General features: G+C 68.7%; 13 protein-coding genes. 6 read left to right on the top strand and 7 right to left on the bottom strand.

The window, feature by feature from the left end; translation table 11 throughout:
* Window positions 1-2 precede the first annotated feature (2 nt).
* From AB4Y91_RS14820 to AB4Y91_RS14810, 3 genes are all read right to left on the bottom strand, one after another.
* On the bottom strand, window positions 3-1,973 hold the full coding sequence (locus AB4Y91_RS14820; RefSeq protein ID WP_441419197.1) for a TIM barrel protein: 1,971 nt from the start codon (window positions 1,971-1,973) through the stop codon (window positions 3-5).
* Window positions 1,973-2,854, bottom strand: a complete 882-nt coding sequence (locus AB4Y91_RS14815) for a shikimate dehydrogenase (protein ID WP_441419196.1) — start codon at window positions 2,852-2,854, stop codon at window positions 1,973-1,975. The genes AB4Y91_RS14820 and AB4Y91_RS14815 overlap by 1 nt, the downstream gene beginning before the upstream one ends.
* A 126-nt stretch (window positions 2,855-2,980) precedes the next feature.
* Window positions 2,981-3,823 (bottom strand): IclR family transcriptional regulator, encoded by an 843-nt coding sequence (locus AB4Y91_RS14810; RefSeq protein WP_441419195.1) that lies wholly within the window; start codon window positions 3,821-3,823, stop codon window positions 2,981-2,983.
* A 226-nt stretch (window positions 3,824-4,049) separates the two neighbouring features.
* Here AB4Y91_RS14810 and AB4Y91_RS14805 point away from each other — a divergent pair, with 226 nt between their 5' ends.
* Window positions 4,050-5,369, top strand: coding sequence for an MFS transporter (locus AB4Y91_RS14805; protein ID WP_441419194.1), 1,320 nt, complete (start codon window positions 4,050-4,052; stop codon window positions 5,367-5,369).
* A 159-nt stretch (window positions 5,370-5,528) separates the two neighbouring features.
* Here AB4Y91_RS14805 and AB4Y91_RS14800 read toward each other — a convergent pair whose 3' ends face one another.
* Entirely contained in the window at window positions 5,529-6,605 is a 1,077-nt protein-coding gene (locus AB4Y91_RS14800) for an ATP-dependent DNA ligase (protein WP_441419193.1), read from the bottom strand.
* A gap of 270 nt (window positions 6,606-6,875) precedes the next feature.
* On the opposite strand from AB4Y91_RS14800, the gene AB4Y91_RS14795 reads away from it, so the two are divergent.
* Complete coding sequence (locus tag AB4Y91_RS14795) at window positions 6,876-7,112, top strand: hypothetical protein (protein WP_441419192.1); 237 nt, start codon at window positions 6,876-6,878, stop codon at window positions 7,110-7,112.
* Between the two features lie 4 nt (window positions 7,113-7,116).
* Here the strand turns inward: AB4Y91_RS14795 and AB4Y91_RS14790 are convergent, their stop codons facing one another.
* The 3 genes from AB4Y91_RS14790 to AB4Y91_RS14780 are packed head-to-tail and all read right to left on the bottom strand — an operon-like array spanning window position 7,117 to window position 8,797.
* Window positions 7,117-7,404 carry a MoaD/ThiS family protein gene (locus AB4Y91_RS14790; protein ID WP_441419191.1) on the bottom strand — a complete coding sequence of 96 codons (288 nt, stop codon included), beginning with the start codon at window positions 7,402-7,404 and terminating at the stop codon, window positions 7,117-7,119.
* 8 nt (window positions 7,405-7,412) lie between these two features.
* Window positions 7,413-8,546 carry a WD40/YVTN/BNR-like repeat-containing protein gene (locus AB4Y91_RS14785; protein ID WP_441419190.1) on the bottom strand — a complete coding sequence of 378 codons (1,134 nt, stop codon included), beginning with the start codon at window positions 8,544-8,546 and terminating at the stop codon, window positions 7,413-7,415.
* Window positions 8,547-8,596: 50 nt separating this feature from the next.
* On the bottom strand, window positions 8,597-8,797 hold the full coding sequence (locus AB4Y91_RS14780; protein ID WP_441419189.1) for a hypothetical protein: 201 nt from the start codon (window positions 8,795-8,797) through the stop codon (window positions 8,597-8,599).
* 103 nt (window positions 8,798-8,900) lie between these two features.
* Here AB4Y91_RS14780 and AB4Y91_RS14775 point away from each other — a divergent pair, with 103 nt between their 5' ends.
* The 4 genes from AB4Y91_RS14775 (at window position 8,901) to AB4Y91_RS14760 (ending at window position 12,641) form a co-directional block, all read left to right on the top strand.
* A complete protein-coding gene (locus AB4Y91_RS14775; protein WP_441419188.1) occupies window positions 8,901-9,410 on the top strand; it encodes a universal stress protein in 510 nt (169 codons plus the stop codon).
* A gap of 234 nt (window positions 9,411-9,644) precedes the next feature.
* Window positions 9,645-9,992, top strand: a complete 348-nt coding sequence (locus AB4Y91_RS14770) for a metal-sensitive transcriptional regulator (protein ID WP_441419187.1) — start codon at window positions 9,645-9,647, stop codon at window positions 9,990-9,992.
* A 73-nt stretch (window positions 9,993-10,065) separates the two neighbouring features.
* Window positions 10,066-10,296: a heavy-metal-associated domain-containing protein gene (locus tag AB4Y91_RS14765; RefSeq protein WP_175323461.1), complete on the top strand. Its 231-nt coding sequence runs from the start codon at window positions 10,066-10,068 to the stop codon at window positions 10,294-10,296.
* 74 nt (window positions 10,297-10,370) lie between these two features.
* Complete coding sequence (locus AB4Y91_RS14760; protein ID WP_441419186.1) at window positions 10,371-12,641, top strand: heavy metal translocating P-type ATPase; 2,271 nt, start codon at window positions 10,371-10,373, stop codon at window positions 12,639-12,641.
* The last annotated feature ends 187 nt before the right edge of the window (window positions 12,642-12,828 follow it).

The raw sequence follows: 12,828 nt of genomic DNA, 5'->3' as shown, positions 1-12,828 counted from the left end.
GGTCAGGCGGTGAGTTTGAGCTGGTGCAGATGGTCGTACTGCACGGCATGCCGGACCGGGGCGTTGGGGGCCCCGTAGCCGTCGTAGGAGCCGCGGCGTTCCACCATTTCGAAGAACACGCTGCCGACGGTCGCGGTGTAGAAGTGCAGGAATTCGCCGTCGGCGTCACGGTCGTAGAGCAGGTTCAGCTCGCGGAGGGTGGCGAGGAACCCCGGATCCAGGTCGAAACGCGCGTCCAGGTCCTCGTAGTAGTTCGCCGGGATGCGCAGGAAGTCCAGGCCGCGGCCGCGGGCGGCCCGGGCCGCGGCCACAAGGTCATCCACCGCGAACGCGATGTGTTCCTGGTAGGTCCGGCGCTGGATTCCGGTGGGTGCGCCGCCGGCTGCGTCCTGGCCGCCCTCCTGCTGGTGCAGCGGGGCCAGGTTCAGCACCAGCCGCACTCCGCGGTCCCGGGTGGTCATCACCTGGGAGCGGACCAGCCCGGTGGGACTGGCCACTTCGGCGTACGGCTGCGGCTCGAGGGCCAGGGCGCTGGTGTAGAAGAGCACGGCCTCGTCGAAGTGCTGCCACGGCTGGGCGAGGTTGACGTGGTCGATCACGGCCTGCGGCCCCGCAGCCCTGCCTGCGGCTGCGCCGGCAGCGCCGTCTCCAGTGCCGTTTCCAGTTCCGGCGGGCGTGCCGAACTCGTTGACCCAGGCGGCGGTCCCGTCCGGACTGCCCTGGCACAGGAAGATTTCGGTGGAGTCCGGGGCGGCGAAGCCCTGGAAGATTTCCTCGTTCGCCTGGCTCTTGCGCGGCACTGCGGGGGCCTTGAGCTGCTGCGCCCTGGCGGCGGCGATCACGGGTGAGTCGACGTCGAAGCCGACCGCGGCAATGGCGGTCTCCGCCGCGGCGGGGGCTTCCTCGTTGATGATCACGCGCGCGTGGCCCATGGTCCACAATTGCACATTCTTGGTCCGGTGCCGGCCGTTGAACGCGAAGCCGAGCTGGCCCAGCAGGGTCTCCAGGGCGGCGGTGTCGGCGGCCCGCACCTCGGCGAAGTTGAAGCCCGCCGGTTCGGCCACCTGCGGCAGCGTGGCCAGTTCCATCGGATGACGACGGCGGCCGGCGGTCCCGGCGGCCGTTTCGGCCGCCTCTGGCGCCGAGGGGTGCGCCTCCAGCCACTGTGCGCTTTGTTCCTCGAGCCAGATCAGCGAACGCATGGCATCCACCGCAGTGCGCTCGACGTCGGACTGCCGGAAGACGTCGTTGAACACCTCCAGCGAGACCGGGCCGGAGTAGCCGGCACGGACCACATGGCCCATGAACTTGGCGAGCTCGAACTGCCCCTCGCCCGGGAAGACCCGGTAGTGCCGGCTCCAGGACAGCACGTCCATGGACAGCTTCGGGGCGTCCGCCACCTGGACGAAGAAAATCTTCTCGGGGTTGAACCGCTCGATCGGGGCCGTGTCCCAGTCCCGGGACAGGATGTGGAACGAGTCGAGGCAGGTGCCCAGGTTCGGGTGGTCCACCAGTTCCACGAGGCGGTGGGCGTGCTCGTAGTCGTTGACGTATTTGCCCCATGCCAGGGCCTCGTAGGCGACCTTCACACCGTGCTCGCCGGCGAGCGAGGCGAGCCGGGACAGCTGCCCGGCGCGGAGCTCGTCGTCGTCGATGCTGGCGGTGGCCACGTTGGAGCAGACCAGGATGGTGTCCATGCCCAGCCGGGACATCAGCCGGAACTTGGCCTCCGCCCGGCGCAGGTTGGCGGCGAGCAGCTCCTCCGGCACGCTGTCGAAGTCGCGGAACGGCTGGTACAGGTCGAGGCCGAGGCCCAGGTCCGCGGCCATCGATCGGATCTCCTCCGGGCTCAGCGAGGACGTCACGAGGTCCTGCTCGAAGATCTCGATCCCGTCGAACCCGGCGACGGCGCAGGCGTGCATCTTCTCCTTCAGGGTGCCGGAGAGGCAGACGGTGGCGATTCCGGTGCGCATCAGGCGGCCACCTCCTCGGCAGCCACGAGCTCCAGGAAGTGGGCCCGCATCCGGTCCGCGTCCGCTTCGAGGCCGGTGAAAATCCGGAACGCGTCGGCTGCCTGGCCCACGGCCATCCGGCCGCCGTCGAGCACCTCGCAGCCCTTGGCGCGGGCTTCGCGGACCAGTTCGGTCTCGATCGGCCGGTAGACGATGTCCGCGACCCAGTGCCGGGGTTCCAGCAGGGACATGTCCAGCGGGACACCGGGGTGGGCGGCCATGCCCACCGGGGTGCAGTGCACCAGCCCGTCGGCGAGCGGCATGAGCCCGGGAAGCTCCGCCGTCGTCCGGGCCGTGACCTGGCTGTGCGGGAAGAACCCGGCCAGTTCGGCCGCCCGGTCCGCGCAGCGGGCCGCGTCGGTGTCCACGAGGTCCAGCCGCCGGACCCCGGCAGTCAACAGTGCGTAGGCGACAGCGGACCCGGCGCCGCCGGCGCCGAGCTGCACGACGCGGTCCAGCTTCGCCCCGGGCAGGCCGGAGGCGAGGGCGGAGGCAAAGCCGGAGAAATCGGTGTTGTGGCCGATGAAGCGGCCGTCGCGGATGGTCACGGTGTTGACGGCACCGAGGCGCCGGGCGTCCGGCGAGATCTCGTCGAGGTGTTCCAGCACCAACTGCTTGCACGGGTGGGTGATGTTCAATCCGTTGAAGCCGAGCCGCTGGGCGCCGGTCAGGAGTTCCCCGACGGCCTGGCCGGGGAGGCCCAGTTCGGTGAGGTCAATGGGGCGGTAAAGATACCGGAGGCCCTGCACATCGCCTTCGCGTTCATGCATGGGGGGCGTGAGGGACGGCGTCACGCCATCGCCTACGAGGCCCACGAGGAAGGACTCTGCTCGATTGCTCATCCGTCTAGCTCCTTTGACAACGGCACTCGGCGGCCGCAATGTGGGCGGCAGGCCGGGTGGTAGGGATTACATTACCGCAAGTGTTCACATATTGCACTGATGTTCTTATTACGAACATATATTTCTTCACTGCTGGGGCAGCCGGGCAGAGAGCTCGGCCGCGGCGGATTGGAGCAGCGGCACGAGGGCCACAAGGGCCTCCATGCTCATCCGGAAGACGGGCACAGCGGTGGCCAGCGAGGCGAAGGCATGGCCTTGGGAGTTGAAGACCGGGACGGCGACGGCGCGCATGCCCAGCTCGTTTTCCTCGTCCATGGTGGCGTAGCCCCGCTTCCGGACCAGCTCGATTTCGGCCCGGAACGCATCCCGGTCCGTGATGGAGAGTTCCGTCAGGGGCTCCAGTTCGAGGTCCTGCACCAGACGGTCCCGGGTGGCATCGTCGGCAAACGCAACCAGCGCCTTGCCCACCGAGGTAGTGTGCAGCGCGCCGAGGTGGCCCGGATCGGAGGTGACGCGGAAGGTCTGCGGACCGTCGACCTTGTTGACGGTGAGGTGGTGGTTTCCGTCACGCACCGAAAGGATGGTGGCCTCGCCGGTCTCCTCGGTGACGCGCCGCAGGATGGGAAGCGCCGTGCCGGCGAAGCCATGGTGGTTGGATACCCGCTGGCCGAGCTGGAAGACGCGCAGGCCCAGATGATAGCGGCGGCCGTCCGGCTCGTAGTCCACAAAGCCGTCCCTGGTCAGCGAACCGAGCAGGCGGTACGTGGTGCTGAAGGGCAGTTCCGCCCGGCGCGAGAGCTCCGCGGCACTGGCTCCGCGGGGTTCATCGCCGAGCAGGACCAGCAGGCCCAGAGCCTTGCCCACCATATCGGTGCGCGAGTCCTCCCTGGCCGGGCGCGCAGGCTTCGCGGTCTCTTCATCGGGGGCCCCGGCAGCGAGGTCCGGCTCTGTGTCTTGATTCACACTCATGCATCGATGTTCTCACATAGTGAGAGCTATTGCTAGATCGTGATTATTTTTCTTGACAAGTGACCGCGCTCACAGCCATGCTTGCTACATCGCACAAGTAGCTCCCACCATGTGGCTACTAGTCCGGGTCTTTCCTCGGTCCACCGGCTGCCGCACACTTGAAGCCACCGGCCGGCAGGACCCTCCCGATCCATCCGCGACAACGTCGTCACATTAAAGGAACACCATGAGCCAGACACTCCCGTCTACGACGCCGGGCACTGCCGCACCGGCCGGGACGCCTAAGAAGGCGGCCCTCGCCAGCTTCCTGGGCAGCGCCGTCGAGTACTACGACTTCTTCATTTTCGGGTCCGCCGCCGCCCTGATTTTTCCGAAGGTCTTCTTCCCGGACGCGGACGCCAACGCCGCCATCATGTCCTTCGCGACCTTCGGCTTCGCCTATGTGGCCCGTCCCGTCGGCGCCGTCATCCTGGGCCACTTCGGTGACCGGGTGGGCCGCCGGAAGGTCCTGATGTTCACGCTGCTGCTGATGGGCGCCTCCACCTTTGTGATCGGCTGCCTGCCGGACTTCAAGACCGTCGGCTGGTGGGCCCCCGTGCTGTTGGTGATTGCCCGGCTCTGCCAGGGCCTCTCCGCCGCCGGTGAGCAGGCCGGCGCCTCCTCCATGACCCTGGAGCACGCACCGGACAACCGCCGTTCGTTCTTCACCTCCTGGACCCTGACCGGCACCCAGGGCGGCCAGATCCTTGCCGCCCTCGTCTTTATCCCCGTCCTTGCCCTGCCTGACGAGGTCAAGTACGGCATCGGCTGGCGCATCCCGTTCTGGCTCAGCGCCGTCGTCGTCGTGGTTGCTTTCTTCATCCGCCGCACCCTGCACGAGCCGCCGGCCTTCGAGGAGGCCCAGAAGAGCGCCCAGATTTCCAAGCTCCCGGTCGCCGACCTGCTGAAGCACCACTGGCGCGACGTGCTCCGCGTTGTCGCATGCGCCTTCATCGCCGCCGTCTCCACCGTGTTCGGTACCCTGGCCATCAGCTACGCGAAGAATGTCGCCAACGTGGACGGCACCGTCACGCTGTGGCTGGTCGTGGGCGCCAACCTCGTGGCACTCGGTACCCAGCCGCTCTTCGGCAAGCTGGCCGACCGGATCGGACGCAAGCCGGTCTTCATCTACGGCGCTCTCTCCAGCGCGCTGCTGACCCCGGTATTCCTGCTCAGCCTCGAATCCGGCAGCGTCCCGCTGATGTTCCTGGCCGCAATCGGCTTCTTCTCCTTCGGCTACGCGGCCTCCAACGCCGTCTGGCCGTCCTTCTACGCCGAAATGTTCAGCACCAGGGTCCGCTTCTCCGGCCTGGCGATCGGCACCCAGCTCGGCTTCCTGATGGCAGGCTTCGCCCCGGCAATCGTGGCGGCCATGGGCGGCATCAAGCCCGGTGGCTGGGTTCAGATCACCATCTTCACCGGGATCATCTGCGCCATCGCCGCCATCTCCGCGCTGACCGCCAAGGAAACCTTCAAGGTTCCCACCAAGGAGCTCGGCCTACGCTAAGGCCCCCGACGGGCAAGGGCATCCGCGACGCTCCCGCCCAGTTCTTATTGGAAAATCCCGGCGTGTTCGGTGAACACGCCGGGCTTTTCCGCGTGTCGGCGGTGTTGCGGGCGGAAGAACCGGGCGGGAGCGTCGTGTGGACCGCCCGACGGCGGGAGTTCAGCCCTGGCCGGCGCCGAGCACGGCGGCCAGGTCGTAGCTGACCGGCTCCTCCAGCTGGGCGTAGGTGCAGGACCCCGGCTCCCGGTCCGGCCGCCAGCGGACGAACTGGGTGGTGTGCCGGAAACGCGCGCCCTCCATGTGGTCATATTTCACTTCCACCACCCGCTCCGGGCGCAGGGGCGTGAAGCCCAGGTCCTTGCCCCCGCTCCACCGGCTTCCCTCGGCGTTGCGCGGCGTCCGGGCCCCCTCCTCCTGCCTGGCCCACGCCCACGGGTGGTCGGCAAAATCGGTGACGAGTGGCTGGAGTTCCTCGAACAGCTCCTTGCGGCGCTGCATCGGGAACGCACCCACCACACCCACGTTGGCGAGCACGCCGTCGTCGTCGTAGAGCCCCAGCAGCAGCGAACCGATCCGGTCCGGGCCGGAGGTGTGCACCCGGTAACCGGCGAGGACACAGTCAGCGGTGCGTTCGTGCTTGACCTTGAACATGGTGCGCTTGTCCGGCTGGTAGCTGGAGTCCAGCGCCTTGGCCACGATCCCGTCCAGGCCGGCGCCTTCGAACTGCCGGAACCACCTCGCCGCGGTGTCCCGGTCCGCGGTGGCGGCGGTCAAGTGCACCGGCGCGGAGCTGTCCGCGAGTACCCGCTCGAGGGCCGCCCGGCGCTCCCCGAAGGGCCGGCCGGTGAGATCCTCGTCGTCGAGGGCCAGCAGGTCGAAAGCAACGAAACTTGCGGGGGTCTGGGCGGCGAGCAGCCGGACGCGGCTCGCGGCCGGGTGGATCCGCTGCTGGAGGGCATCGAAGTCCAGGCGGTCCCCCGCGGCGCCGACCAGGACGATCTCGCCGTCGAGAACGCAGCGCGGCGGGAGGTTTGCCTTGAGTGACTCCACGAGCTCCGGGAAGTACCGGGTCAGGGGTTTGCCGTTGCGGCTGCCGATCTCCACCTCGTCGCCGTCGCGGAAGATGATGGAACGGAATCCGTCCCACTTGGGCTCAAAACTCATCGAACCCTCCGGCAGGGCGCTTACGGCTTTCGCCAGCATCGGCGCGATCGGGGGCATCAGCGGCAGTCGCATACGGCCCATTCTGTCCGGGCCGGCCGCCGACGTCGACCCCCGGGCGGCCAGCCGGGGGCTAGCGGCCAGTCGGGGGCTAGCGGCCGGCCTTCGTGCGGATTTCCACGACAGAGCCTGCGTGCGCCTGGGCCGGCGGCCCTGGCGCGGAAATCAGGACGGCCCGGAAAACTAACCCACCGCTTACCGGGCCGAAACGCAGCGGCAACAATGGCGCAGGACACTGGAAGTGCCGGCAAGAGCAGGCACCAGCTCCAGTCCAGGAGGCCCGCCATGTTGAAGGAAGCCAAAGCCCAGACCACCCGCATCCGCGCCCTCGATCAGTTGCACCGCGGCGACGAGATCGAGGCCCGCCTGCGCGTCGGCCCCAACTACGACGACGTCGTGATCCGCCGCGGCAGCGTGCAGGAAACGGCGCCGGGGATCGGCGTCGTCTGGATCCTGGACCGGCAATCGGGCACGCGCAAGGCGGTCAACGCCGACGAGTGCACCCTCTGGCGCGTGGCCTAACGAGCTAGCCGCCGGCGACGGACTGGATGATCAGGACCTCCTGGCCGGGCGCCACTTCCGTGCCGAGGCCCTGCAGCCGCCGGATTTCATTCCCGTTGACGTATATATTCACGTAGCGGCGGACGGCTCCGGTTTCGTCCCGCAGCCGCCGGGACAGGGCGGGGAAGTCCCCGGCCACAGTATCCAGCACCCATTGGACCGTTACGGCCCCGTCCGCGGGCGCAGTCAGGATGGACTGCCCGCCGGCCAGCGGTTGGAGGACGCTGGGAAGCAGCACACTGATCTCAGGCACAGTTAGCCTCAAGCGGAAGCCGCGGCAACGCGCGCCGCAGGCGCCGGGGCGCCGACAACAGCCGCGGCCCGCACGCACAGCACGTCGGGCAGGTGCGAGGCGACCTCGGTGAAGTGTTCGCCTTCGTCGGCGCTGGCGTAGACGCTGCCGCCGCGGGTCCCAAAATAGACTCCGGCGGGTTCGGCGGCGTCGACGCAGGCCGCGTCGCGGAGCACGGAATTGAACTCTGCCCCGGGCAGGCCGGCGTCCAGCCGCTTCCAGCTCGCGCCGGCGTCGTCGGTCCGGTGCACGGCAAGCTTTCCGCCGGGCGGGATCCGTTCGCCGTCGGCCTTCAGCGGGATGACCCAGGCTGTGCCCGCGCGGCGCGGGTGCGTCAGCATGACAAAGCCGAAGTCCGCCGGCAAGCCCTCGGCAATCGATTCCCAGTTCTCGGCGTCGTCATCGCTGCGGTAGACGCCGTGGTGGTTCTGCGCGTACAGGCGCCCGTCCACCGCGGCGTCGGCGGCAATCTTGTGGACGCACTGGCCGAATTCGGGGTTGGGATCGGGCATGAAGTAAGCCGAGATCCCCTTGTTCCGCGGCTCCCAGGACGTCCCGCCGTCGAGCGAGCGGTAGACACCGCCGGTGCTCATGGCGACGTGCACCTTCTCCCCGTCCGGGTTGACGACGATCGAATGTGCCGCCGCCCCGCCGTAGCCGGCCCCCCATTCACTGCGGTGCGGGTGGTCCCAGAGGCCGCGGTTGAGCTCGAAGTGTTCGCCGCCGTCGGTGGATTTCCAGACCGAGATCGGCTCGCACCCGGCCCAGACGACGCCGGGGCGCGACTCCGCGTCGGGGTGGATCTGCCAGACGCGCTCCAGCGCGGCGTCGGTGTCCTCGGGAAAGCGGATGGCTCCGTTTTCCGGCTCGTTCCAGGTTTCGCCAAGGTCGTCAGAGTGGAAGACGGTGGGTCCCCAGTGTTCCGAGCGGACCCCGACGAGGATGCGGGTCCGGCCTTCGCGCGTGTCGATTCCGATGCTAGGGATCTCGCTCATCAGGAAATGCGGTCCGGAGAGGGACCAGTTTTGCCGGTCCGGGCTGCTGGCCAGCCAGAGCCCTTTCTTGGTGCCGATCGCCAGGACATAACTTTCTGCGGTAGCCATGCCCTACATGCAACCACCGCGGCCCGGCCGCCGCAATGGTTTTTCGGGGGTCAATCGACGAATTCAGACTGGGTTTCGACGAAGTCCCAGTCCGCGGCGCTCAGGACGCCGGTGGCCTTGTCCGGATGCGGGCCGCCGGCCTCGGCGATGCCCTGCAGCACCGGGAGCGGTAACTCCTCGGCCCGCAGGTTGCCGCGCAGCCATTCCTTGCTGGCAAGATCCAGGTCCAGCCACCACATGAAGATTTCCACCGCTGCCGCCCTTCCCGTGTCCTCCAACCGTAGGCCCGGCGCCGGAGTCGATCAAGGGAGGAAGGCCCTAGCCGGGCCGGAAGAGCCGGGGCAAGAATTGGGTATGCCCGCAGAGCGCATGAGCCCAGCACCTCTGGTTGTCGGCGTCCTCCCGGGCCAGCCCCCGGAGGTGCTTGAAACGGCGGTGACACTGGCGAGAAGCCTTTCCGCCCCGCTGGTCTGTGCCTACGTGGACGAGGCCAGCTACCTCGTGGAGTGGGATCCGGCCCGGTCCGCGCACCGGCTCTCGCTCCACCCGGAGGCCGACAATGCGGAGATCCGGGCAGCCACCGAGCGGCTGCGGTCCGAGATCGCCGCCGTCTGCGATGTCCCGGGGGTGGAATGGAACCTGCGGACCCTGGCCGGGGATCCCGCCCGGGCGCTCGGCCGGCTGGCGGCGGACGCCGGTGCGGCCATGATCATCGTCGGTACTCCCGAACCCGGACTCGGGCACCGGCTCACTGCTGCACTCAACGGATCGGTGGCCGCCTGGCTCAGCCATCATCAGGACCGCCCGGTCCTCATCGTCCCGGTGCGATCCAGCGGGGCGGGCAGGCCCCGCCGCGGCTCCTGACCGGCCCGGGAAAATAAAGCGAAAGTAGTTATTCGAGGTGCTGGCGCATGGTCTCTACTGCCAAGTAAGGTTGTATTCGTAGGCGGGAAACCCCTACCCCATAGCTGCTCCGGAGTGCGTATCCCCCAATAACGCACTCCGGAGCTCTTTAATTTCCGGACAGAATTCCCTTTCCCGGCACGGTACCCCCGGAGGGTACTTGCCAGATACCCCTGGGGGGTATAACTTGATGGGATGAACGAGTCCGAAGCCTCCAGCGTGGCACCCCTGGAGGGCGCACTGCCCCAGCAGCACGGCTACACCGCCAACAAGGACGCCTACCTCAAGCGGCTCAAGCGGATCGAGGGCCAGGTCCGCGGCATTGCCCGGATGGTCGATGAGGACAAGTACTGCATCGACATCCTGACCCAGGTCGCCGCCGTCACCAAGGCCCTGCACGCCGTCAGCCTCGGTCTGGTGGAAGAACACATCGGCCACTGCGTGGTCGGGGCGGCCGCGGAACCGGATCCGGAACTTCGCGCCGAAGCCATCGACTTCAAAGTGAAGGAGGCCACCGATGCCATCGGGCGCCTGCTGCGGTAGCGGCAACACCACTCACCACACCTCCCACAACACGACCGGACTGGTAAACCAGTCCCCCACCAAGGAGCAAGCCATGAGCACCGTTTCCACCACCGTCGAGGTATCCGGGATGACCTGCGGGCACTGCGTGTCCTCCGTCTCCGAAGAACTTGAAGCGCTGGCGGGCGTCGAAAGCGTCGACGTCGACCTCAACGCGGGCGGGATCTCCACCGTCACCATCACCTCCGACAAGGCACTCTCGCCCGCCGAAATCGGCGAAGCGGTCGCCGAGGCGGGCTACCTGGTGGTCGCGAACGAGGCCTGAGCCCGGCGCCGGGCGGCCTCCCGGAAGCAGGACCTGAGCAGGACTTCACCGAACACGACCGAGGAGAACATACCGTGAGCAACGCGCAACTGCTGGACCAGTCCGGAAGCCGGGTGATTGAACTCGACATCGAGGGCATGACCTGCGCCTCCTGCGTCGGCCGGGTCGAGCGCAAGCTGGGAAAGCTCGACGGCGTGCAGGCTTCGGTTAACCTCCCGCTGGAGTCCGCCCGGGTCACCGTCCCGGCCAACATCTCAGACGAGCAGATCGCTGCGACAGTGAACGCCGCCGGTTACAAGGCCACGGTGCGGACCCTGCGGGAGCCTGCCTCCCCGGCCGAGGAGGCTGCCGCAGGACCTGCGGCGACGCTGAAGCCCCGGCTGGTTGTCGCGGCCGCCCTCACCGTCCCGGTTTTCGTGCTCTCGATGCTCCCGGCCGTCCAGTTCCCGAACTGGGGCTGGGTTGCCGCCGCGCTGGCGTTGCCGGTGGTCAGCTGGGCGGCGTGGCCGTTCCACCGGGCCGCGGCAGTGAACGCCCGGCACCTGTCATCCACCATGGACACGCTGGTGTCGATCGGCGTATCGGCTGCCTATATCTTCTCGGCCTGGCAGCTCCTGGCCGATCCCCGCCTGACCGAGCACCCGGGCATGGAGGGCATGGGTTCGGCCGGCCTGTACTTCGAGGTCGCCTCGGTCGTCACGACCTTCCTGCTGCTCGGCCGCTACCTGGAGGCGAACGCCAAGCGCAAGGCCGGTGACGCGCTCAAGGCCCTGCTGGATCTGGGCGCCAAGGATGCCACCGTGCTCCGCGACGGCACCGAGTTCCCGGTGCCCGCGGACCGGCTCCGGGTCGGGGACGTCGTCGTGGTCCGCCCGGGCGAGAAGATCCCAACCGACGGCGTGGTCATCGAGGGCGCCTCCGCCGTTGACGCCTCCCTGGTGACGGGGGAATCGGTGCCGGTTGAAGTCGGTCCGGACAGCCCCGTCACGGGGGCCACCATCAACACCTCCGGCCGGATCCTGGTCCGCGCCACGCGGGTCGGCGCCGACACCACCCTGGCCCAGATGGGCCGGCTGGTCTCCCAGGCGCAGTCGGGGAAGGCCCCGATCGCCCGGCTCGCAGACCGCATCAGCGCCGTCTTCGTCCCCGTGGTCCTCGCCATCGCCGCGCTCACCTTCGGTGCGTGGCTGCTCTTGGCCGGGCCGGAGGTCAGCGACGCCGAGCTTCGCGCCGCCTTCACGGCGGCCGTCGCGGTGCTGGTGATCGCGTGCCCGTGCGCCCTGGGGCTCGCCACCCCGGTCGGCCTGCTCACTGGCACAGGCCGCGGCGCCCAGCTGGGCATCCTGATCAAGGGCCCGCAGGTGCTCGAGGACACCCGCACCGTGGACACCATCCTGCTGGACAAGACCGGCACCGTCACCACCGGGCACCTTGCCGTCGCCGGCACCAGCGCGTTCGCCCCGTTCAGCGAAAACGAGGTCCTGCGGCTCGCCGGCGCAGCGGAGGCCGCGTCCGAACACCCCGTCGCCCGGGCCATCGCGGCAGCGGCGCTCAGCGCGGAGCGTGGGCGCGGCGACGACGCGCGGCTGCCCGCCGTCGTCGGCTTCCACTCGGCCCCGGGCGGCGGTGTCCGCGGCAGCGTGGAAGGCCGCCTCGTTACGGTGGGCCGGTCCGGCTGGCTGCAGGGGAACGGCGTTGCGGTCTCCGGAGCGCAGCGCGAAGCCTTGTCCGCCGCCGAGCAGTCCGGGGCCACCGCCATTTGGGTGGCCGTGGACGGCGAACCGGCCGGCATCGTGAGCCTGCGCGACACGCTGAAGCCCGGCTCCGCTGCGGCAATCGCCCGGCTTCGGGAGCTGGGGCTGCGGCCCATCCTGCTGACCGGCGACAACGCCGCGGTGGCCGGCCAGGTGGCCGCCGCCGTCGGCATCCCGCCGGAGGACGTCTTCGCGGGGGTCCTGCCGGAGGGCAAGGTCGACGCCGTGCGGAGGCTGCAGGCCGGCGGCGCCACGGTGGCCATGGCCGGCGACGGCGTGAACGACGCCGCAGCGCTGGCCCAGGCGGATCTGGGCATCGCAATGGGCTCCGGCACCGACGTCGCCATCGAAGCCGCGGACCTGACCGTGATGGGCAACGATCTGGGGCAGGTCGCGCAGGCCATCGAGCTGTCCCGCCGGACCCTGGCCACGATCAAGACGAACCTGTTCTGGGCCTTCTTCTACAACGCCATCGGCATTCCGGTTGCTGCGCTGGGCCTGCTCAACCCAATGATCGCCGGCGCGGCGATGGCGGCCAGCTCCGTGCTGGTGGTGGCCAACTCGCTGCGGCTGCGCAGCTTCGGCAAGTAACCCAATGGGGAGGCCTGCCCATCGACAGTTTTTTGCGAGGCAGGGTAGGTTCGAGGCATTGGATCTTCCGGATCAGCCGGGGGCCGCTGGGGATGCCGAGAGTTTCGGGTCCGGTGAACTAAGGAGTTTTTTCGAATGGCTATTTGGGGTGCAGATGTTGCTCAGCTCAAGACTCTTGGGACGAAGC

The sequence above is a fragment of the Arthrobacter sp. YAF16 genome, from assembly GCF_052113385.1.
GTDB lineage: Bacteria > Actinomycetota > Actinomycetes > Actinomycetales > Micrococcaceae > Arthrobacter.
The sequence above is the reverse complement of the archived record's forward strand: the minus strand, read 5'-3'. Positions and strand labels throughout refer to the sequence as shown.

Excerpts from the sequence above, each read along its gene's own strand:
- AB4Y91_RS14820 (WP_441419197.1), bottom strand. The coding sequence starts at position 1,973 with ATGCGCACCGGAATCGCCACCGTCTGCCTCTCCGGCACCCTGAAGGAG.
- AB4Y91_RS14815 (WP_441419196.1), bottom strand. The coding sequence starts at position 2,854 with ATGAGCAATCGAGCAGAGTCCTTCCTCGTGGGCCTCGTAGGCGATGGC.
- AB4Y91_RS14810 (WP_441419195.1), bottom strand. The coding sequence starts at position 3,823 with ATGAGTGTGAATCAAGACACAGAGCCGGACCTCGCTGCCGGGGCCCCC.
- AB4Y91_RS14805 (WP_441419194.1), top strand. The coding sequence starts at position 4,050 with ATGAGCCAGACACTCCCGTCTACGACGCCGGGCACTGCCGCACCGGCC.
- AB4Y91_RS14800 (WP_441419193.1), bottom strand. The coding sequence starts at position 6,605 with ATGCGACTGCCGCTGATGCCCCCGATCGCGCCGATGCTGGCGAAAGCC.
- AB4Y91_RS14795 (WP_441419192.1), top strand. The coding sequence starts at position 6,876 with ATGTTGAAGGAAGCCAAAGCCCAGACCACCCGCATCCGCGCCCTCGAT.
- AB4Y91_RS14785 (WP_441419190.1), bottom strand. The coding sequence starts at position 8,546 with ATGGCTACCGCAGAAAGTTATGTCCTGGCGATCGGCACCAAGAAAGGG.
- AB4Y91_RS14775 (WP_441419188.1), top strand. The coding sequence starts at position 8,901 with ATGCCCGCAGAGCGCATGAGCCCAGCACCTCTGGTTGTCGGCGTCCTC.
- AB4Y91_RS14770 (WP_441419187.1), top strand. The coding sequence starts at position 9,645 with ATGAACGAGTCCGAAGCCTCCAGCGTGGCACCCCTGGAGGGCGCACTG.
- AB4Y91_RS14765 (WP_175323461.1), top strand. The coding sequence starts at position 10,066 with ATGAGCACCGTTTCCACCACCGTCGAGGTATCCGGGATGACCTGCGGG.